9 protein-coding genes are annotated in these 22,208 nt (G+C 70.5%); 2 read left to right on the top strand and 7 right to left on the bottom strand.

Going from position 1 to position 22,208, the window contains the following annotated elements; genetic code table 11:
* Window positions 1-14: 14 nt before the first annotated feature.
* The 5 genes from H7I57_RS25935 to H7I57_RS25915 are packed head-to-tail and all read right to left on the bottom strand — an operon-like array spanning window position 15 to window position 13,807.
* Complete coding sequence (locus H7I57_RS25935) at window positions 15-5,267, bottom strand: non-ribosomal peptide synthetase (RefSeq protein ID WP_264027070.1); 5,253 nt, start codon at window positions 5,265-5,267, stop codon at window positions 15-17.
* Entirely contained in the window at window positions 5,264-8,245 is a 2,982-nt protein-coding gene (gene mbtD / locus H7I57_RS25930) for a mycobactin polyketide synthase MbtD (protein ID WP_264027069.1), read from the bottom strand. Before mbtD ends, H7I57_RS25935 begins: the two co-directional genes overlap by 4 nt.
* Entirely contained in the window at window positions 8,245-9,555 is a 1,311-nt protein-coding gene (locus tag H7I57_RS25925) for a beta-ketoacyl [acyl carrier protein] synthase domain-containing protein (RefSeq protein WP_372510414.1), read from the bottom strand. Before H7I57_RS25925 ends, mbtD begins: the two co-directional genes overlap by 1 nt.
* A complete protein-coding gene (locus H7I57_RS25920) occupies window positions 9,552-10,322 on the bottom strand; it encodes a thioesterase II family protein (RefSeq protein ID WP_264027068.1) in 771 nt (256 codons plus the stop codon). Before H7I57_RS25920 ends, H7I57_RS25925 begins: the two co-directional genes overlap by 4 nt.
* Window positions 10,319-13,807, bottom strand: coding sequence for a non-ribosomal peptide synthetase (locus H7I57_RS25915; RefSeq protein WP_264027067.1), 3,489 nt, complete (start codon window positions 13,805-13,807; stop codon window positions 10,319-10,321). Before H7I57_RS25915 ends, H7I57_RS25920 begins: the two co-directional genes overlap by 4 nt.
* 111 nt (window positions 13,808-13,918) lie before the next feature.
* Here H7I57_RS25915 and H7I57_RS25910 point away from each other — a divergent pair, with 111 nt between their 5' ends.
* The gene (locus tag H7I57_RS25910) at window positions 13,919-15,607 is read left to right on the top strand and encodes a (2,3-dihydroxybenzoyl)adenylate synthase (protein ID WP_264027066.1); all 1,689 of its coding nucleotides are present in this window, start codon (window positions 13,919-13,921) and stop codon (window positions 15,605-15,607) included.
* 37 nt (window positions 15,608-15,644) lie between these two features.
* On the opposite strand, the gene H7I57_RS25905 is transcribed toward H7I57_RS25910, so the two are convergent.
* Window positions 15,645-16,169, bottom strand: coding sequence for a DinB family protein (locus H7I57_RS25905; RefSeq protein ID WP_264027065.1), 525 nt, complete (start codon window positions 16,167-16,169; stop codon window positions 15,645-15,647).
* Between the two features lie 147 nt (window positions 16,170-16,316).
* Here H7I57_RS25905 and H7I57_RS25900 point away from each other — a divergent pair, with 147 nt between their 5' ends.
* Window positions 16,317-16,949 (top strand): hypothetical protein, encoded by a 633-nt coding sequence (locus H7I57_RS25900; protein WP_264027064.1) that lies wholly within the window; start codon window positions 16,317-16,319, stop codon window positions 16,947-16,949.
* A gap of 15 nt (window positions 16,950-16,964) precedes the next feature.
* On the opposite strand, the gene H7I57_RS25895 is transcribed toward H7I57_RS25900, so the two are convergent.
* On the bottom strand, window positions 16,965-22,100 hold the full coding sequence (locus H7I57_RS25895; RefSeq protein WP_264027178.1) for a type I polyketide synthase: 5,136 nt from the start codon (window positions 22,098-22,100) through the stop codon (window positions 16,965-16,967).
* Between the last annotated feature and the right edge of the window lie 108 nt (window positions 22,101-22,208).

The raw sequence follows: 22,208 nt of genomic DNA, 5'->3' as shown, positions 1-22,208 counted from the left end.
GGGAGCGACCTTCATCAGGCGCCGCCCTGGGGGGTGCTCCACGCGGCGGTCAGTTCGGCCAGTTCGGCCTCGGACAGTCCGGAGGCCGACATCGGTGCGTGGTGGGTGTCTTCGGGCTCCTCGGTCGTTGTGCCGCCTGCGGCCTCGTCGATCGCGGTCGCGAGCTGCTGAACCGCGGGGTGTTCGAACACCATTCGCGCGGTCAGAGCCAGCCCGGCGTCGCGGGCCCGGGCGGCCAGCTGCACGGCCAGCACGCTGTCCCCGCCCAGGCCGAAGAAGTCGTCGTGGCGCCCGACGTCCTCGGCGCCGAGCAGATCGGCGAGCAGTTCGGCAAGCGTGGTTTCGGTGTCGGTCCGGGGCGCCTCCCACTCCACCGGGGGACTTTCCCGGGTGTCCACGACGGCGCACCCGGCCCGGACATCACCACCGACGATCTCCAGCCGGCCGTCGTCGCTCCACCTGGCCCGGTCGGCGGTGCGGTAAAGCTGCGCACCCGACTCACCCCGGAACGGATCCGGCACCAGGCGGGCCGCCGGATCGTCGGGGCGATGCCAGCTCGCGCCGGAGAACGGGCCGCCGGACAGGTAGAGATCGCCGAGCACACCCACCGGGACCGGGGCGAGTGCTTCGTCGAGGACGTACGCCTGGGTGAGTCCCGCGGCGGTGCTCCACTCGCCCAGAATCCGTTCCTTCTCCGCACTTTCCAGGATCTCCACGTCGCGTAGCGTGCGATCTGGGTGATCGGCGAACTCCGTGATCACGCGGCTCAGCCAGCCCGCGAGGCGCTCCACGGTGCGCCGGGCGTACAGCTCGGGCCGGTAGATCAGGTAGCCGCGGTAGCCGACTCCCCCGGATCCCTGGTCGGCCAGGAAGTTCAGCGACAGGTCCGCCTGGGCGATGTCGAATGTCGGCTCCAGTGCTGTGAATTCGGTGTCGGTGTCGATCATCTGCCGCTGGAGCAGCTGCTCGCGGACGTGCACGACCACCTGGAACAGGGGGTTGCGCGCCAGGGTTCGCGGCGGGTTGACCGCGTCGACGATCTGCTCGAACGGCAGGTCCTGGTTCGAGTAGGCCGACAGCGCCGTGTCGCGGGCCCGCGTCAGCACCTCGCGCACCGTGGGGTTGCCGCTCAGGTCATTTCGCAGCACCACGAAGTTGACGAAGAAGCCGACCAGCTGTTCCAGTTCGGACTCGGAACGGCCGGCCACCGGGGTGCCCAGCGGGATGTCGGGACCGCCGCCTGCCTTGTACAGCACGACGGCCACGGCTGCCTGCAGGAGCATGAACTCGGTGATGCCGAGTTCGCGGCACAGCGCCGCCAGCTTGTCCCTGGTGGCTCCGTCGATGGTGAACTGGACCGCGTCACCCTTCCCGCTGGGCAACCGCGGACGCGCGAAGTCCGGCGGCAGGCCCGCCTCCACGGGAGCACCCTCGAGCTGACGTCGCCAGTATTCGCGTTGCGGCTCGACGATTCCCGCGTCGTCGCTCAGCACGCTCGCCTGCCAGGCGGCGTAGTCGGTGTATTGGACGGGCAACGGTGCCCAGCCGGGACTCCGGCCGCTCTTCCTGGCCCGGTAGGCCGTGACGAGATCGGTGAACAGCACGCCGCCTGACCAGTGGTCACCGGCGATGTGGTGGATCACCAGCGACAGCACGTGTTCCTCGGCGCCTGATGCGCCGGTGATCCCCAGGACCGCCGCCCGGATCGGCCAGTCCCGCTCCAGGTCGAAGGCGTGCTTGCGTTCGCGCTCCAGCTCGGACTGCAGCCATTCCTCACTGTCGCCGCGGGCCCGGCGGACGGTGATGTCGGCGGGCGGGTTGACGATCTGGTAGGCGGTCCCGTCGATCTCGCGGTAGGTCGTGCGTAGGACGGCATGCCTGTCGACCACGTCGCGGATGGCGGCCACGAACGCCTCGACATCGCACGGACCCGACAGCCGCGCGGCGAACGGGATGTTGTTGATCGGGCTGGGGCCCTCGATGCGATAACCGAACCAGGACCGCAGCTGAGAAGACGACAGCGGCGCCGGGCCGTCCTGGGACGTCGCGACCAGCCGGGGCCGCGTGGTACCGGGCTCGCCGCCGGCCAGCACGTCGAGATGGGCGGCCAGCCGCGCGACCGTGCCGAGTTCGAAGATGTCGCGCACCCCGACGTCGACGCCGAATCGTGAACGCAGTTCGGCGACCAGCTTGGTGGCCAGCAGCGAGTGCCCGCCGAGGTCGAAGAACGAGTCGTCGGCGCCGACCGACTCGTGGCCGAGCAGACCGGCGAACACCTCCGCGAGGTGCCGTTCGGTGTCGGTGGCGGGCGCGCGGAACTCGGTGACAGTGGCGATCTCCGGCTCGGGCAGCGCCGCGCGGTCGATCTTGCCGTGCGCGGTGATCGGGATCGTGTCGACGACGACGTAGCCTGCGGGCGTCATGTACTCGGGCAGCGCCGCCGCGACCCTGGCGCGGACCCGGACGACGTCGACGGTCTCTCCGTCGGCCGGGGTCAGGTAACCCACCAGGCTCTTGCCGAGGTTGGGCAGGTCGCTGACCACCACGACGGCCTGCCCGACGCTGGGATCGACCGTGATCGCCGCGGCGACGTCACCGAGTTCGATGCGGAACCCGCGGATCTTGACCTGCTCGTCGGCGCGTCCGACGAACTCGACGTCGCCGTCGGCGTTTCGTCGCGCGAGGTCACCCGAGCGGTACATCCGGGCGCCCGGGGTGAACGGATCCGCGACGAACCGCTCCGCGGTCAGGGCGGGCCTGCGGTGGTACCCGTTGGCGACATGCGTTCCGCCGATGTAGATCTCGCCGATCGAGCCGACGGGAACCGGTTGCAGGGCGTCGTCGAGCAGGTGCAGCGCGGTGTTGATCTTGGGCTTGCCGATGGGCACGATGCGGGTGCCCTGCCTGCCCTCGACCTTGAACCGGGAGGCGTTGATGACCGTCTCGGTGGGGCCGTAGAAGTTGTGCAGCAGAGCGTCGAATGTGGCGTGGAACTTGTCGGCCACCTCACCGGGAAGCGCTTCGCCACCGATCGGCACCCGCTGCAGTGTCCGCCACTGGTTCACGCCGGGCAACGACAGGAACAGCCCGAGAAGCGACGGCACGAAGTGCATCGCGGTGATGCCCTCGTTGCGCAGCAGCTCGGTGAGATACCCGATGTCGCGCAGCCCGTCGGGGCGATGGATCACCAGCCGGGCACCGCACGACAGCGTTCCGAACACCTCGGCGATGGACACGTCGAAGCTGGGCGAGGCGACCTGCAGCAGCCGGTCAGTCGCGTCGACCTGGTAGTCGCCCTTGAACCACACGAAGTACTCAGCGACCGGCCGGTGCGGCACCGGCACGCCCTTGGGCAGACCCGTGGACCCGGAGGTGTAGATGAGGTAGGCGGTGTTGTCCGGCCGCACCGGACGCACCCGGTCGGTGTCGGCGGGATCGTCGCACCGGTATCCGCCGAGTCCCGTCACCGGCTCCCGCACAGCCAGTTTCGCGTCGCAGTCGCCCAGGATGAAGTCCAGTCGGTCCTGCGGGTAGGTGGGATCGACAGGCAGGTACACCGCGCCCGCCTTGAGGACGCCGAGCGCCGTAACGACCAGTTCGGGTGACTTGTCGAGAAGTACGGCGACCCGGTCCTCGGCGCCGATGCCCTGGCCGATCAGCCAGTGCGCGACGCGGTTGGCCTCCTCGTTGATCTCCCGGTAGGTGTAGTGGCGGCCTTCGTACACCACCGCGGTCGCGTCGGGTGTCCGGGCGACCTGCGCCTCGACCAGATCCGTGAGAGTCGCGGGCGGAGTGTGGAATTCCTCGCCGTGGGACACCTCGCGCAGCCATTCGGCGTCCTCGGCGCTCATCAGTTCCAGCCGGCTCAGCGGGGTGTCGGGTCGGGCCAGCGCGCTGGTCAGCAGCACCGCATAGTGATCGATGAGCTGTTTGGCCAGCCTGGGTTCGATGATCTCCACCAGGTGTTCGAGCTCGACGTCGATTCCCGCAGAATCGAATTCGACCATGATCCCCAGCGGCAGATGGGTCAGGTGGGCGCGCAGCTCGGCGCGTTGGCAGGTCACGCCCGGCGGCGTGAACCCGAAGCGGTCGGGCCCGCGAAACCCGAAGCTGACCCGGGTCATGCGTTCGGCGCCGTGGCGGCGGTCGGGGTTGAGCTCACGCACCATCCGGTCCAGGCCGATGCGCTGATGGGCGAACGCAGCCAGTGCGGTGTCGGTGGTCTCGGCCAGGAACTCGCGGAACGTGCTCTCCGGTCGCGGCCGCAGCCGCATCGCCACCGTGTTGCCGAAGTATCCGATGACGTTCTCGGCGCCATCGGAGCGGTTCAGCACCGGCGTCGCCACCAGGAAATCGTCGACGTGGCTGTACCGGTGCACGAGCGCACCGAACACCGCCAGCAGCACCGCATACGGGGTGGCGCCCGCGTCGTTGGCCATCGCGGTGACGCGGTCGGCGACGTCGCCGCCGAGCCGCAGCGTGGTGCGCTGCGACCGCCAGCTCGTCGGCACGGCCGACCCCATCGGGCCGGGCAGTTCCAACGGTTCCGGCGGATCGGCCATGACGCCTCGCCAGTACTCCAGATCGGCCTCGTCGGACCCGGCGCCGGGCAGCAACGCGGTTCCCCCAACGCCGTGGAGCCCCTCGAGGGGCGCCCCGGTGTAGGCGCGGGTGAGGTCGGCGAAGAACACCTCCCAGGAGCCGTCGTCCCAGGCGATGTGATGGGCGACCAGCAGCATCACGAGTTCCGTTGGGCCCGTGCGGATCACGGTGATGCGCAACGGCGAGTCGGCACTCAGGTCGAACGGCGCGGCGAACTCCCGCTGCGCCAGCACCTCGAGCCGCAGCTGTCGCGCACGCTCGGACAGGTCCCTCAGGTCGTGCTCGGCCCAGCCGGGCTCGAGGTTCCGATGAACCGTCGGGACCGGAATGCCGGTGTCGCCGCCGGATCCGGTGACCTCGGTGCGGTACGTGGTGCGAAGCACGCGGTGCCGCCGGGCGACCGCGTTGACGGCCTCATGCAGCCGGTCGGTGTCGACCTCGCCGGTGATGCGGTACGACAGGCACACGTTCAACAGGGCGCTGCTGGGATCCGCGGCGTGCACGAACCACATCCGCAGTTGACCCTCGGTCAACGGCGACGCCGTGGAATCGTCGGCGGTGTCCACCGGAGCAGGCACCGATCTGAGGCCGCGCTCGTTCAGCCTGCGGCGCAGCAGTTCCAGCCGCTGTTCGTCGAGCCGCGCTCCGGTGTCGATGTCAGTCACGCGACGTTTCCCGTCTCTTTCGTCTCTGTCGATCCTTGGTCCACGAGGTCGGCGATCAGATCGGTGCCTGTGATCCCCCCGAGCAGCTTCGCCAGCGGCACCGTCCGGCCCGTCAGCCGTTTCAGTCGCTTACGCAGGTCCAACGCGAGCAACGAGTCGACACCGAGATCGAACAGCGAGGCGTCGAGATCCAGCAGCGGGGCCTCGACGTCGAGCACGACGGCCAGTTGGCTTCGCACCGCCTCCGGTGCCGCCATCGTCTCCCCGGGTTGCGGTGCCGCGGGCGTCGCCGGAAGCCCGCTGTCGGCGCTTCCGAAGAAAGCCTGCAGCCGATTCGGATCGGCCGCCAGCACCAGCGGGTCGTCCGGATAGTCGTACAGGGCGGCTTCCACGGCGAGTGCCGGTGTCATCTGCCGCAGACCGGTGCGCTCGACGCGTGCGATCTCGGCGGCGTCGACGATGCCGCTGCCCTCCCACAGGCCCCATCGCACCGCGACGCAGCGGCGCCCTTCGGCGCGCAGACGGCCCGCCGTCACGTCGAGCAGCCGGTTGGCCGCGGCATAAGCGGCCATACCTTTGCCGCCCCACACCCCGGTCACCGAGGAGCACAGCAGGATTCGTGCGTCGGCGTGCATCGGCCAGGCTCGGATCAGGTGTTCGAGCCCGGTGATCTTGGCCGCCGACATGTCGATCAGTGATCGGCCGGTGATGTCCTTGCGGTCGGCGAAGGAGGCGGTTCCCGCAGCGTGCACGACCAGCGTCGCGTCACCGCACGCGTGGGCGGCCGCGGTGGCAGACAGCGCCTCGGCGTCGGTGATGTCGCACGGTGGCGCGACGACGTCGACGCCGTGCTCGACGGTGAGCCGGTCCAGCAGCGCGGCGTCCGCGCCGTGCCGGCTGAGCAGCACGATGCGTCTCGCGCCGTGGGCGGCCAGAGTTCTCGCGAAGCTCAGCCCGATCGCGCCGGAGCCACCGGTGATCACGACGTTGTCCAGCACGCAGGCGTCCAGCGGCCAGGGCGGCACCGACGACGCGTCGTCACCGAGCGTCCGCCGATACACGGCGGTTGCTGTTCCGTTGTCGCGCAACGCCATCTCGCCGGTGTCGGCCAGCACCACCTGCACCACCTCGGCGAGCATCCCGGCGTCGGCGTCGTGCGCGCTGGTCGCGGGCAGGTCCACGTGGTGGAAACCCTGGTCGGGGCATTCGAAGCCGAGGCTACGATGCATCGCCGCCAGCGCCGCCTGCGCGGGATCGGCGACGGGGTCGAACGGCCCGACTCGTTCGGCGCCCGCGGTGACCAGCCAGACGTCGCGGCAGCGGGCACCGACCGTCTCGACGTAGTCCAGCAGGCCGGTGTCGATCCGCCCGGCGAGGTCGGTCACGGCGGCGACGGTGTCGGCCCGGGCGAGCGTGGACGCGACGGCGACGAGGACGTCGGCATCGGCGGCCGCGGTGAGCACCGCCCCACGGTGGGCCTCGATGGCGTCACGGATCGCTTCCGACAGCGGCCCGGCGCTGCCCAGGTCGATTACTGCCACCGAGCGGGCGCGGTCCGGCGGGACGCTGCGCGGCGGTTGCCGCCGCCACGTCTCGGCGGTGACGGTCAGGCCCGGCACGGGGGGCAGGGGTTCGGTTGCCGCCCAGAGGTGTTCGGCCCGCATCGGCGCGCCGGGGAAGCCACGCAGCGGTGCAGGCCGGGTGCCGAGCAGGTCGGTCCACCGGTAGCCGGGGTCGGCGACAGCGGCCGCGGCGATGTTGGACGCGAGGCGGTCGACCGGCGGTTCGTCACGGTGCCCCGAGCCCAGGAGAACAGCCGGTTCGGCCCCGCCCAGTACGCGTTCCCTCGCGTCCTCGACGGCGAACAGCAGCGACGGATGCGCCGACATCTCGAGGAACACCTCTGCGCCGCAGGCGATCGCGGTCTGTGCGGCCCGGTCGAAGCGGATCGTGTTGCGCAGGTTGGCATACCAGTAGGGCCCGAACTCGGTGCCCGCGGCGACGACGGCACCGGTCGCCGATCCGATGAACTGCACCGCGGAGTCCGCGAACACCGATGTCGGCAGCCGCCGCAGCAGCTCTTCGCGCCGGGGTTCCATCGCGGTGGTGTGGGCCGGGAAGCTCATCGCGAGTTCCCTGGCGAAGGCGCCGTGGCCGGTGGCGGCCGCGGCGATGCGGGAGACGGCGTCGCGCTCCCCCGCCACGGCGACCGATTCCGCGGCGTTGACCGCCGACAGCTCCAGCCATCCCGGGGTCGCGGCGATCAGTTCGGCAGCCCTCGTGGGGTCGACGCCGAGAACCGCCACGCCGTTTCTGCCGGGGATGCTCTCGATCGCGTGTGCTCGCGCGGCGAGCACGGCGACGGCGTCGCGCAGTGTGATGGTCTCGGCCACGTAGGCGGCGGCGATTTCGCCGAGGCTGTGGCCGACGGTCAGGTCGGGGACGATGCCGCACGACCGCCACACCGACGTCAGCGCGACCGCGTGGACGAACTGTGCGCCCTGAAGTTCGCTCTGCGACACCACATCGGGGGCCGATTCGCCGGTCAGGAACGGTAGTGGCGACGGCAACCCGGCCGCCAGGAAGGCGGCGTCGAGCCGGTCGGCCTCGGCACGGTAGCCGGGCAGCTGCCGGTAGGCCTCGGCACCCATCCCCGGCCACTGACTGCCCTGACCGGGGAACACGAACGCGATGCGGGTGCCGGCCCGTCGCGAGGAGCGTTCGACGAGCGGGTGCTCCAGGCCCTGCGCGACGGCGCCGAGGGCTGCGGCGAGTTCGTCGCGGTCGGCGGCCCGGATGACGACGCGATGGCGCCGCACCCGCCGGGTTGCGGCCAGGTGCGCCGCCACCCGTGCGACAGCGCATCCGGTGCGGTCGAGGTAGTCGCGGATCGCGGTCGCGTCGGTGGCGAGCAGCTCCTCGCCGTGAGCGCTCAGCAGGACTGCGACCCGGCCGTCGGGCAGCAGGCTGGAAGACATCAGGCCGCCCTGCCTTCCCGGTCACGCTCGGGCACGGCGACGACGACGTGGGTGTTGGTGCCGCTCATGCCGAACGCCGATACCGCGCCGAGCCGCTCACCATTGGCCGCCGGCCACGGCGTCAGCTTCTCCGCGAGCCGCAGACCCTGTACTTCCCAGTCGATTTCGCGACTGCGGTCATCGACGTGCAGGGTCGCGGGCACGGCGGCGTGCTCGGCGGCCAGCAGCACCTTGGCCAGCCCGAGCGCACCCGCGGCGGCCTGCGTATGCCCGACGTTCGACTTGACCGACCCCAGCAGCGGCCCCCGCCCTGGTGTGCCTGCCCCGTAGGTGGCGGCCAACGAGTTCAGTTCGACGCGGTCGCCGACGTGGGTGCCGGTGCCGTGACCCTCCACCATGCCCACCTCGTCGACGGCGACACCCGCCGCGGCCAGCGCCCGACGGAACAGTCGGACCTGCGCCTCCGGACTGGGAGCCGTCAGCCCGACCGATCTGCCGTCCTGATTGACGCAGCTGGCCCTGACCTCGCCGAGGATCGGGCGACGGTCCCGCAGCGCCGCCGACTTGCGCTGCAGGACGAACATCGCGGCCCCTTCGGCCCACACCGTCCCGCTCGCGTGGGCGCTGTAGGGACGGCAGTGACCGTCGTCGGACAGCGCGTGCTGCTTGGAGAACTCCACGAAGTAGCCGGGCGAGCCCATCACGCAGACCCCGCCTGCCAGCGCCAGGTCGCAGTCGCCGGACCTGAGCGCCTGCACTGCGACGTGAAACGCGGACAGCGCCGAGGAGCAGGAGGTGTCCACGGTCATCGCCGGACCCGCCAGCCCCAGCGTGTAGGCGATGCGCCCGGAGATGACACCGAGCGACGTTCCCGTGATCAGATGCCCGCTGTGGTGCGAGAAGTCGGCCATCGCCGGTCCGTAGCGCATGTCGGAGGCGCCGACGTAGCAGCCGACGTCGTGGCCGGCAAGATCGTCGGGGTTGATGGCGGCATCCTCCAGCGCACGCCACGCGACCCGTAGCGCGACCCGCTGCTGGGGATCCATGGCGACGGCCTCGCGCCGGGAGATCGCGAAGAACTCGGCGTCGAACGTGCCTGCGCCGGTGAGGAATCCACCGAGGTCGTGGATGCGTTTGAAGCCGTCGCGCCGGGAGCCGTCGAGCAGGTCGCGCACCGGCCACCCCCGGTCGGCGGGGAAGGGCGTCAGCGCTTCACGCTGCTCGGCGAGCAGGGTCCAGTAGTCGTCGGCGTTGTCGACACCTCCTGGCGCCTCGAGCGCCATCCCGACGATCACAACCGCGTCGGTCATGTGCAGCTCACCAGCTCGGCGACCTCGTCGAGATGGTCGTCGACGTAGAAGTGACCGCCGTCGAAGAGCGTGAAGGTGAACGCCGCATCGGTGTGGGACTCCCACTGGCGCAGCAGGTCCAGCTCGACGCGATGGTCGTCACGACCCCCGACGGTGTGGATGTCGGCGCCGATCCGGACGGTGCGGTCACAGGAGTAGCGGTTGAAGGCCCGGTAGTCGGCGCGGACCGCGGGAAGGAGCAGTTCGAGGAAGTCCTCGTCGTCGAGCAGGCTGGCGTCGGTGCCACCGAGTTCGACGATGTCGGCCAGAATTTCGCGGTCCGTGGTGGGCACCGGGCGGGAGCCGGCGACGGTGCAGGGCGCCTGGCTCGCCGACGCCCACAGCTCCCGGACGGTGATGCCGTGATGCTCGGCCAACCGGGTGAACTCGAACCCCACGAGCGCACCCATGCAATGCCCGAACAGGCGCAGCGGACCCAGCCGGGCCCAGTCCGCGGCGCCGAGGATCTCGGCCGCCAGGCCGGCGACGGTTTCGGCTGCCGGGTCGGCCAGTCGTTCACCGCGCTGCGGGTACTGCACGATGTAGGTGTCGACGCCGCGGGCCGCCAGCGCCAGGGCGAAGCCGCGGTAGGCCGCGGCGGCGCCGCCGGCGTGGGGGAACACGATTGTCGCCGCATGCTCGCCCACGCCATCCCGGACGGTTCCCTGTTCACCGGGAAACCGCTTGATCCACGGCTTGAGATCGAGCTGGCTTTGTTCGCCGATCATCGAGCAGGTGCCGCGCTGGTCTCGAGAGCCGATACGACGTCGGCGCTGTCCATCTCGGCGACTTCCAGGTACAGCTCGGCCACCTCGGCCAGCCGGTTCCCGTCGGGTTCGTCTGCGGTGAGGCGGGCCGCCAGAGCCGCGACGGTGCGGGTGGCGAAGATGTCGGCGACCATCGCCGTCGGTGTGTCCAGCCAGGTCCGGATCCTGGCCACCACCTGGGTGGCCAGCACCGAATCCCCGCCGATGGCGAAGAAGTCGTCGTCGGCTCCCACGGGCGGTTGTGAATCGGTGCGGCCGAGGACCTCGCCGATGATCCCGGCCAGCGCGGACTCCAACGGGCCGGCCGGGGCCCGGTAGCCGACGCCGGCGGGTGCGTCGGCGGCTTCGAGCAGGCGGGTGGCCGCGGCCCGGTCGATCTTGCCGCCGACCGTGTACGGAATGTGTTCCACGGCGGTGATGATCTGCGGAATCAGTTGTGGTGCAACCAGGTCGGCCATCGCGGTCGCGATGTCGCGGACGTCGATCCCCGGGGGGCCCGCCTCGCCTGACACCAGCGCTGCGAGCACGTCGCGGCCACCGTCGGTGGGGATCACGGCCGCGACGGCCCCGTCGAGGCCGGGAACCCGGCGCAGCGCCGCCTCGACGTCCCCGAGTTCGACCCGGTAGCCACTCACCTTGATCCGGTGATCGGCGCGACCCACGAACTCGATGACACCGTCGGGCAGGTAGCGAACCAGATCGCCGGTGCGGTACCAGGACCTGCCCTCGTACTCGACGAAACGCTCAGCGGTCAGATCCGGGCGGGCGCAGTAGCCGCGTGCGATGCCGCGCCCGCCGACCCACAGTTCGCCGGGCACCCAGTCGGGACAGTCGCGGCCGTCGGCGCCGACCACCCGGCACACGTTGTTCGGCAGCGGCACTCCCAGCGGCACCGACGTCCAGTGCGCCGGTATCTCCTCGACCTCGCAGATCGTGTTGTGCGTGGCGGTCTCGGTGGCGCCCCCGAGGCCGGCGAACCGCACGTGGGGCGCCCGCTTGCGCAGCGCCCGAACCATGTCCGGCCGTACCCAGTCGCCGCCGGTGGGCACCACGCGCACGGACGACAGATCGCCGTCGACCTCGAGCAGCATCTCCAGCCATCCCGGCATGAAGTGCAGCACCGTCACGCGGTGACGCTCGATCAGCCGCGCCCACGTGTCCGGGTCGCGGCGGTGTTCCTCGTCGACGACGACGATCGCCCCCCCGGCACGCAGCATCGCGAACACGTCGAGCACCGACAGGTCGCATTCCAGCGTCGACAACGCCAGGCACCGGTCCTCGGGACCGATGTCGAAGTGCGCGTTGATGAACTCGACGGTGTTCATGGCCGACGCGTGCGGCATCTCCACACCCTTGGGCTCACCCGTGGATCCGGACGTGAACAGGATGTAGCCGAGTTCGGCGGGATCGACGGCAACGGGCGTGAACCCGGTCTCCCGGCTGCCCACCCGAATGGCCTCCCGGACGGTCAGCCCGACCCGCCCCGCGATGGGCTCGTCACCGCAGGCCAGCACCATCCGGACGGTCCCGCTCGTCAGCATGCGGGCCGCCCGCTCGGCGGGATGGTCGACCCCGACGGGCGCATACACCGCGCCCGCGGCACTGATCGCCAGAAGCGCGATGATCTGCTCGAAGTTTTTGGGCCCCATCACCGCAACGGTGTCGCCACGCCGGACACCGGCCACGGCCAGCCCCGCCGCGACCGCCAGCACCTGCTCGCGGAGTTCGCCGTAGGTCAGCTCACCGTCGCTGCTGAACACCGCGGGGGCGTCGGGGTGCTCCTCGGCGTAGCGGAAGAAGCCGTCGTGCAGCACGGCGCCGCTCGGCGGGGCCGTACGCGAGTTGACGGCGGTGCGGACGGCTTGCTGTTCCGCCGTGACTGCCGGGAGATCGGCCGCATCCCAGGCAGTTTCGTCATTGGCCAGGCGCTCGAGCTCGGCGAGGTGGTAGGCGAACATCGCGTCGGCGACACCCGGCCGGAACGCATCCTCGCGAACGTCCCAGTTGATCATCAGCCCCTCGGCGATCGGAGTGGCCTGGGCGTCGAGCAGCACCTGGGGCCCCTGCGAGATGGTCCACACCGGCCTGCCGAACTGCTCGGTCACCTCGCCGGAGAACAGGTCGCCGAGGCCGAGGGCGCTGGTGAACACGAACGGCGCAAGCGTCGGGGTGCCGTGATGCCTGGTCAGGTCGCGCAGCACCGACAGTCCTGAGTAGCTGGAATGCCGGGCCGTTTCGTGCAGCGTCTCCTGCGCGGCGCGCGCACGCTTGAGCGGCGTGTCGGCCGTCGTCAGGTCGAGGTCGAGCATCAGCGATGACGTGAAATCGCCGACCAGCCTGTCGACGTCGGGATGGAACTGCTCGCGACCGAACATGGGCAGGTTCAGCAGGAACCTGCGGCTCGTCGACCACCGCGCCAACGTTCCGGCGTAGGAGGCCGCGACCGCCATGGCGGGGGTGATGCCGCGCCGGTGCGCCGCGGCGAACAGCGCGTCACGGGTCTGGACGTCGAAGACGTGCCAGCGCCGCGTGCCGCGTCGGGGGTCGGCCTGCTCGGAGCGTGGAACCAGTGGCAGCGCAGGGCCTTCCGGCAACTGCGGGATGCGCTCGGCCCACCATAGACGGTCCTCGTCGGATTCCCGCACCGCGGCCGTCAACGCGGTGCGGTATTGGCGGTACGAGTAGGCCAGGGCCGGGAGGTCGCCGCCGCGGTAGAACACGGCGAGGTCGGACATGAAGTTGCGGTAACTCACGGCATCGGCGGCCTGCATGTCCAGATCGACGTGCAGGCGGGTGCGACCGTCCGGCAGCAGCGACAGAGAGAGCTCCAGCACCTCGCCGTCCATCAGCTGGTGTGACTTGGCGTCGCGGATCTCTTCGAGCCGCTGTTCGGCCGCGGCCACCTCGAGGTCACGCAGATCGTGGACCTTGACCGGCAGCCCGCGATCGCCGATGCGCTGGGTGCCGTCGTGCAGGATGTCCACGCGCAGCATCGGATGCCGGGCCGCGAGCTTGGCGGCCGCATCGCGCAAGCGCTCGGGATCCACGGCATCGCCGTCGAATTCGACGTAGAGGTGGGCGGCGACGCCACCGAGTTGCTGATCGTCGTTGCGCCCCACCCACAGCGCGTGCTGGATCGGCGCGAGCGGGAACGGCTCGTCGTCATCGGTCGGGTCGGCCGTCTCCGGCTGGCGCTCGGCCGTTGGCGCCGCGGTATGCCCGGCAAGGAGGTCCGACCACGCCCGCACGGTGGGGTTGGCGGCAAGGGCGGCGAATCCCACGTCGATGCCCTGCCTGCGCCAGCGTCCCGACAGCGACATCATCCGGATGGAATCCAGACCCGAGGCGATCAGGTCGGCCTCGAGATCGAGCTCATCCGGGCGGACTCCGAGAAGTTCGGCCACCTCATCGCGGACAGACTCCGACCTCGCAGCTGTTACACCCACCAAGCCTCCTCGACCGCCCTCGGGAATTAAGCGCAGGCTGCCCTAACTTCGTGGAGGCTACCCTATATTTGGCCTACCGAAAACTCCTACCCAGAGCGGCGATTCTGACTGATGAGCACCGGATACTTACCTGATCAGGGCGATCACCCACGCCTTCAACCGGACGACACCGACCTGGCGGTCGGGTTCGTGCCTTTTCCGGCGGAGCGTGCCGACGAATACCGCCGGGCCGGTTACTGGACGGGCCGTCCCCTCGATTCCATCCTCACCGAGGCGGCGGCCGCCTGGCCGCAGCGGACGGCCATCGTCGACCCCGCGCACACCTATTCCTTCGCCGCGCTCGATGCGCTGGCCGACCGGGTCGGCGCGGCGCTGGCCCACCTCGGGATCGCCCAGGGCGACCGGGTGCTGTTGCAGCTGCCGAACTCGTGCCAGTTCGCCGTCGCACTGTTCGGGCTGCTGCGGGCCGGAGCCGTCCCGGTGATGTGCCTGCCCGGGCACCGGACCGCCGAACTCGGTCACTTCGCCGAGGTCAGCGGGGCGGTCGCACTGATCATCGCCGACAAGGCCGGCGGGTTCGACTACCGCGACATGGCCGCCCAGTTGAGCGCCGAGCACCCGGCACTGCGCCACGTGATCGTCGACGGGGAAAGCGGCCCCTTCATCCCGTGGTCGACACTGCTCGAGTTCGACGGCCCCCCGGTACGACGACGACGGCCCGTCGATCCGAACCTCCCCGCGCTGCTGCTGGTGTCCGGTGGCACCACCGGGTTGCCGAAGCTCATCGCCCGTACCCACGACGACTACGTCTACAACGCGCATGCCTGCGCGCAGGCCTGCCAGATGACCGGGGACGACGTTTATCTGGTGGCGCTGCCCGCGGGGCACAACTTCCCGCTGGCGTGCCCGGGTCTGCTCGGCTCGATGACCGTCGGGGCGCCGACCGTGTTCACCGCCGACCCCAGCCCCGAATCGGCGTTCGCGTTGATCGATCACCACCGGATCACCGTCACCGGCCTGGTCAACGCTCTGGCGAAGCTGTGGGCTCAGGCCTGCGACTGGGAGCCGGTGCTGCCGACGTCCCTGCGGTTCGTTCAGGTCGGGGGATCCCGGATGAGCCCCGAAGACGCCCGCTTCATCCTGGACAAACTGACCCCGGGCATGTCGCAGATCTTCGGCATGGCCGAGGGGATGCTGAACTTCACCCGTCCCGGTGATCCGGTCGACGTGCTGGTGCACACCCAGGGCCGACCGATGTCGGCGCACGACGAGATGCGCGTGGTCGACGAGAAGGGCGACGACGTGCCACCTGGCGAAGAGGGCGAACTCCTGGTGCGCGGCCCCTACACGCTCAACGGCTACTACCGGGCCGACGACGCCAACGCGCGTGCCTTCTCGCCCGACGGCTTCTATCGCACCGGTGACCGGGTGCGGATCTTCACCGACGGCCCGAGGGCCGGCTACGTCGAGGTTGTCGGCCGGATAAAGGATGTCATCCACCGCGGGGGCGAGACGGTGTCCGCGACGGACCTCGAAGACCACCTCCACACCCACCCCGCGATCCACGCGGCCGCCGCGGTGGCTTTGCCCGACGCGTATCTTGGTGAAAAAATCTGCGCTGCAGTGGTTTTCCGCGGGAGGCCGATCACGCTCGCCGAGCTGAATGCGTTCTTGGACGAGCGCGGCGCGTCAGCTCACGCGAGGCCGGACGTGCTCGCGCCGATGCCGTCGCTGCCGACCACCGCCGTCGGGAAGGTCGACAAGAAACAGGTCGTGGAAAGGCTGGTCGCCGCACGCTGAACCGTCATGGCCGCGTTGGCGAATCCTGACGCGCGCTTCACCCGAGGTTGTCCGCCGAGATCTGCCGCTCGTGGAAATCGAAGTGCCTGCCGGGGTATCGATAGACATCCTCCAGCGTCATGTAGTCCTGGAAAAACGGATCCCAACGAGTCGGATAGTGCATCCCCCTGAGGAAATCGCTGTCGCGCTCATGGGCCAAAGACCTTTGCAGCGAGGCAATGACGCGGTCCATCTTCGCGCCCATGCGTCCGCGGTGGTAATAGCGCGCCGCTGCGCATGAGCCGTAGTAGTTGACGGCGTGGAAGGGGACGGTGCCCGCGTCGAGGGTGCGGGCAAACCCGCGGCCGACCACATCGGGAAGCCGACCGAACACCCTTAACAAGGTCAACAGCCGCGCCACCAACATGTACCCGAACACCATGTGGAACAACAGCTCTTCGTTGGTCCACCGCGTTCCGCGGGACGCTTTGCCCCAGTCGTCCTCACTCATCGATGACAGCAGCCGATGGAATCGCGCACGCGCGCGTTCCAGGTCCTCGGCGAGCGCGGTCCGATCGGCCACAGTTCGATTATTCGCCGTGTCCCGGTGCGTGCGCAGCCGATGTGCCGTCGTCAGTGCTTTTGGCCCGCGATCCCCCGGTCCGCCCCGAAGAACCTGCTCTCTGCAAGCACCTTTCATTCCGGGTGAATTGAGAGGAGTATCGAGGACATGAACGGGCTGACCAGGCGACAGATGCTGGCTGCTCTTGCCGCGGGCGGCGGAGCGCTCGGGCTGGCATACACCCTGCGGGGCGTCTTCGGCGTGCCGCCGCATTCCACCCCTGCCGCCCGGCTCCCGGCCGACGTGGGGATGGCGGGTCACGGGATGATGATGAACGGCCCACCCATGGACATGCGCAGCTACATGGACATGTTCATGCGGCACGGTGAGCTGCGACGAACGGTCGAAGAGATCCCGGGGGGCGTGCGCACCACCACCGAATCGGACGCACCCGACCTCGTCACCCGGTTACAGGCGCACGTGTCGGCGATGTACTCGAACCTCGACCAAGGCTCCGAAGTCATGTGCATGAGCGCAACCCTGCCCACGCTGTTCCAGCGCGCCGGCGACTACCGGCGTGAGATCACGCTGATACCCAAGGGCGTGGTCGCAGTGGAGACCTCGAGTGATCCGAATCTGACAAGGGTCATACGCGAGCATGCGGTCGAGGTCACGGGATTCGTCAACGAGGGCATGCCCGCCATGATGGGACCGGGCGGCGGCATGGGACCGGGCGGGATGGGACCGGGTGGGATGGGACCGGGTGGGATGGGACCGGGCGGCATGATGGGACCCCGCTGAACCACCGGTCCGGGTTCACACCGAGGACACCCCCTCTGAGGACGAAACACCCTGGGGCGTAAGTAGTTCGACGATTCGAGCGGTGACCGCGGCTGCCGTGGGGTGCTCCCACAGCAGCGTCGGCGGCAGGGCCAGACCGGTGCGCTTCTCGAGCCCGCGACGCAGCGCGACGGTCATGATCGAATCGACGCCGGTCTCGACGAGCGGCGCCCGCGGATCGACATCATCTGCCGCGAGGCCGAGTTCGTGGGCCACCGCCTCGACGACCTGCTGGGCGACCCATTCGTCGACGTCCGCGTCGCCTGGACCGACCGGAGCGCCACCGGCGGCGGAGTCCGACTCCCCCGTCGGCGCCACATCCGCGAGGATCGGCACCGCGGCTGCCTCCGGAAGCACCGGCAATACCACGACATTGGGATCGTCGCCGCGCATCGCGGCGTCCAGGGCCCGCATCGCGTCGTCGGCGCCGATGGTGCCCATGCCCAGCGCTTCCAGCTGCGCCGCAACGAATCCCGATGCCGACCCCATGCCGAGGCCGCGCCAGGCGGTCCACGCGACGCTGACGGTTCGGTCTCCCAGGCTGCGCCGGCGGCGCGCCGCCGCGTCGAGGAAGGCGTTCGCGCACGCATAGGCGCCCTGCCCGGGAAAGCCCGCGAGGTAGCCACACGAGGAGAACAGCACCATCCAGTCCAGCTGTCCGGGCGGGAACACATCCTGCAGCGCCAGGGTGCCGCCGACCTTGGGGCGCATCGCCGTCCGGATGTCCTCGGGGGTCGTATTGATCAGCAGGGCACCGGCTTCCACCCCCGCGGCGTGGATGACGCCACGCACCGGTGGTTGTTCCCGCAGCAGCGCCCGCAGTCGATCTCCGGCCCCGTCTGCCCCGATATCGATCGCCGCGACGTGGACGGAGACGCCCCGCTCTTCAAGCGCCGCGACCGCACGAACCACCTCCCGATGGCCCTCGCCACCCCAGTCCTCGCGGCGCGGCATGCCCGACCGGGACAGCAGCACAAGGCGGCGCGCGCCCAGGTCGGCCAACCGTTGCGCGAGTCGCAGGCCGAGGACGCCGGTGCCGCCCGTGATCAGATACGTCCCGCCCGGCGTGCACGTCATCGGGGTGCCGCGCGGCGGCGGTGCTGCGGTGAGCCTGGCCGTCAGGGCGACGCCGTCACGCACCACCACCACACCGTGTCCGTGCAGTGAGGCGAGGACGCCGACGGGCAGCGCACCGTCGGCCATGTCGAGAGCCCCGCCCCACAACTGCGGGTGCTCGGCGGCCGCGACCCTGGCCATGCCCCAGAGCGGCGCGTGCACCAGATTGGCGCCCTCGTGCACGCCGCGCGTCAGCACCCACAGCCGGGCCTGAGAGCCCTTGTCGTTCAAATGATTCAGCGCGCGCAACACCAGCTCGGCCGCGGTCTCGGGGGTGTCGTCGGCAGGAGGCAGCAGCAGTACCACCGACCCGCGTGGCGGGTGGTCCGGGAGCTGATCGGGTCCTGCGCACCTGTGGCTGGGCACTCCCGCAGCGGCCAGATCGCGCTCGAGCGGGCCGAGTTCGTCGTCGGCGCCCCCGACCACGAGGACCTGGGTCGGGCGGCTGTCCGGCTGCCACGGTGTGGAGTGCCACGCCACGTGATGCAGCATCCGCGAGGTGTCACTGCCGGCCGGGTTCTCGAGCTCCTCGAACGTCATCGCGGTGATGGAGGCCAGCACCGCGCCGGATTCGTCGGCGATCGATACGTCGGTGGTGGTGCCCTCCCGGAGCCGAACGTGCAGCACCGCCACCGCCGGCGGTACCCCGCAGACGTGCACCCGGTCGATTCGCGCAGGCATCCGCAGCCGCGGCGGTCCGTCGAACACCGTCGAGGCCGCCGACGTCGCCGCGTCCAGCAGACCCGCCCATGTCGACGGCGTCGACCCGTCGGGTTCGGCGGACACCCGGGCAATCAGTTCGCCCTCACCTCGCCGCAGCGCAAGGATCTGCCAGCCGAATCCCATCGCCGCCACCCCGACGCCGGCGAGCGTGTCGACGACATGACCGGGTGGCAGCTCCTCCGGGCATCGCTGCCACGTGTCCGCTCCGACGCTGCCGCCCGTCAGCTGGACGGTCTCGTCGTCGATCGCGACCACCGCGCTGCTGTGGGTGAGCCAGCTGTCGTCCGAGGCGTCCTGAACGTCGTCGTCGATCAGCCGCGACGACAGCCGCAGCGACCGGTCCTGCAGGACCACCTGGATGTCACGTGCCCGTGCCGGCGCCACCGGGGTGCGCAGCCGCACGTCGGCCAAGGTGCCGCCCGCCGTGAAAGCACTGGACAGAAACGTGTTGAGAAGCACTGCGGCAGGCACGATCTCGGTGTTCTGAACCGGGTGGTCACCGGGATACGGCCGGTTCGCCATGTCCAGCCGGGTCTGCCAGACCCGAGCCGGCACCGCCCCCGTCGCCTCCATCACGCCACCGAGCAGCGTGTTCGCCGAGACATCGTGCAGCGCGCGGGTACCCGGCGGCGGCGTCGGCGTGCGCCAGAACCGGCGATGCTGCCACTGCGTCCCGGGCAGATCGGCCTGCCACGAAGTCGCCATGGTGAAGCCGTGAGCGACCGGCGCCCCATGGCAGTACAGGCCCGCGACGGCCGCGCCGACGGACCGTCGCTCGGGCTGGTCGCGTCGCAACACCGGTACCACCGCGTGGTCGTTCATCTTGTCGTGCAGCAGCGTCTCGGCGATCGAGTGCGACACCACCGGATGCGCGGACACCTCCAGGAACAGCCGGTGGCCGTCCTCGGCCGCGGCCCGCACGGCCTCGGCGAAACGCACCCGCTCCCGCAGGTTGGCCACCCAGTAGTCCGGGTCGCGGGGCGCCGTCGAGCGCGGGTCGGCCAACGCGGTCGTGTAGAGCGGCACCTGCGCGGCCCGCGGTTTCGGCAGCCCGCCGACCAGGCGGGCCAGCTCATTGGTCAGGGCATCCATCGCGGGGCTGTGAAAGGCCACATCGGTGTTGACCCGGCGCACCGTCATACCCTCGCCGGTCCACGCCTGCACCACCTCGTCGACCGCAGCGACCGTGCCCGACACCACGGTGGACTCGGCCGAGGCGCTGATGGCCGCGACGATGTCGGTGCGCCCGCGCAGCCGTCGCTGCGCCTCGTCGAACGGTAGCCGCGCCAGTGCCATTGCGCCGTCGCCCATCACCGACCGGAAGCCGCGCGCCCGGAAACACGCGACGGCCGCGCCGTGGGCGAGGTCGAACACGCCGGACACCACGCAGGCGGCGACCTCACCGACCGAGTGACCTATCACCGCCGCCGGCGCCACACCCCGCTCGCGCAGCACCGCGGCCAGGCCGACCTGCATCGCGAACGTCAGCGCCTGCACCTGGTCGGTGCCGCCGAGTTGCTCGGCGGTCAGTGCCTCGCGCGCAGAGAACCCGAGCTCGCGGCGGAACACGACGTCGACCTGATCAAGGGTCGCCGCGAAGACTGCCTCGGTCGCCAACAGCTCTCGCCCCATGCCCGCCCAGTGCGATCCGTGACCCGAGAACACCCACACCGCACCGTTTTCCGCGCCGGGCACGACCGCCCCGGTGACCACCCGGGGGTCGCGCACCTGCAGGGCCATCGCGTCAAGCGCGTCCAGAACGGTGCCCACGGGGTTGGCGTCCATGAGGCCGTCGGTGACCACGGCGCCCCTGGCCGGTTCATGGCAGCGGCGCGTCCACATCGTCGCCGCGACCTCGTCCACCGAGAAGTCCGCCGCCCGCAGGTGGTCGGCCAGCGCCGCCGCCTGCTGGACGAGACGGGCCTCCGAGCGCGCGGACAGCGGGATCACGGCTGCCCGCACCGGAGTCGCACGAGGGCTTTCGGCCGCCGGGGCCTCCTCGAGGAGGACGTGGGCGATGGTGCCGCCGTAGCCGTAGCTGCAGACCGCGGCGCGGCGGGGGTCCGAACCGCGGGGCCAGGGTTCGGCCTCGGTGGGCACCCGCAATCCGCTGTTGGCCCAGTCGATCGCGGTGGTGAGGTTGCGCACCCCCGCGGTGGGCGGCAGCACCTCGTGATGTAGCGCGAGCGCCGCCTTGATCAGCCCGACGACGCCGGCGCCGCCTTCGAGATGACCGGTGTTGGGCTTCACCGACCCGAGGGCACACGGGCCGCTCCGGCCCTGCCCGTAGACGGCCGACAACGCGCTCACTTCCGCCGGATCGCCCGTCGGGGTCCCGGTGCCGTGGGCCTCGATGTAGCCGACGCTGGCCGGCGGGACGGCGGAGACCCGGCACGCGAGCCGGAACAGATCCTCCTGCGCCTCGCCGTTGGGCGACATGATGCCGACCGTGCGACCGTCCTGCGCCACCGCGCCACCGCGCACGACGGCGAGCACCCGGTCACCGTCGCGTTGCGCGTCGGCAAGCCTCTTGAGCACGACGACGGCGGCGCCCTCCCCACGTCCGTAGCCGTCGGCGGCGTCGTCGAACGTCTTGCACCGGCCGTCGGGGGCCGTCGCGCCCGCGACGTCGAGGACCCTGGTCAGGCCGGGACCGATGAGCGCGCTGACGCCGCCTGCGAGCGCGAGCGAGGTCTCGCCGTCGCGAAGCAGCTGGCACGCCTGGTGCACCGCGACCAACGATGCCGCACACGCCGCGTCCAGCGCGACGCTGGGACCGCGCAGGTCCAGCAGATGGGACACCCGGTTGGCCACCCCGCACAGCGAGGTGCCGATCCCGGTCCACGCCTCGATCCCCGCGAGGTCCTCCATCAGGAGCTTGCCGTAGTCGTCGGAGTTCACGCCCATCAACACGGCGGTGTCGGTGCCTGCCAGAGATCGGGGCGGAATGCCCGCATGCTCCAACGCTTCCCAGGAAACCTCCACGGCGAGGCGCTGCTGGGGGTCCATCAGCTCGGCCTCCCGCGGTGAGATGCCGAAGAACTCGGCGTCGAACCCGGGAAGGTCGTCGATGAAGGTGCCCCAGGGTGTCGTCTCCCGCAGGACCGCGGCGTTGCGCGGATCCCGGTGCAGGTAGGGCTCCCACCGTTCGGCCGGCACCTCGGTGACGGCACTCCCGCCGCCGACCAGGAACGAGAAGAACCGGTCGGGTGTGGTGATGTCGCCCGCCAAGCGGCAACCGATACCGACGAGGGCGATCGCCTCGGGCGACATCGGTTGCCGGTGCGGACGTACTGTGCTCACCGCCACGGCAGGGTCACCGGAGCGACACCCGGCACAGCAGTGTGGATAGCCTTCCCTAAGCCCGACGTCGGCATGGCG

It is taken from the genome of Mycolicibacterium pyrenivorans (assembly GCF_025821625.1).
GTDB classification, from domain to species: domain Bacteria; phylum Actinomycetota; class Actinomycetes; order Mycobacteriales; family Mycobacteriaceae; genus Mycobacterium; species Mycobacterium pyrenivorans.
The sequence above is the reverse complement of the archived record's forward strand: the minus strand, read 5'-3'. Positions and strand labels throughout refer to the sequence as shown.

Coding starts and splice junctions, on each gene's coding strand:
- mbtD (WP_264027069.1), bottom strand. CDS start 8,245: ATGTCTTCCAGCCTGCTGCCCGACGGCCGGGTCGCAGTCCTGCTGAGC.
- H7I57_RS25925 (WP_372510414.1), bottom strand. CDS start 9,555: ATGACCGACGCGGTTGTGATCGTCGGGATGGCGCTCGAGGCGCCAGGA.
- H7I57_RS25920 (WP_264027068.1), bottom strand. CDS start 10,322: ATGATCGGCGAACAAAGCCAGCTCGATCTCAAGCCGTGGATCAAGCGG.
- H7I57_RS25910 (WP_264027066.1), top strand. CDS start 13,919: ATGAGCACCGGATACTTACCTGATCAGGGCGATCACCCACGCCTTCAA.
- H7I57_RS25900 (WP_264027064.1), top strand. CDS start 16,317: ATGAACGGGCTGACCAGGCGACAGATGCTGGCTGCTCTTGCCGCGGGC.
- H7I57_RS25895 (WP_264027178.1), bottom strand. CDS start 22,100: ATGTCGCCCGAGGCGATCGCCCTCGTCGGTATCGGTTGCCGCTTGGCG.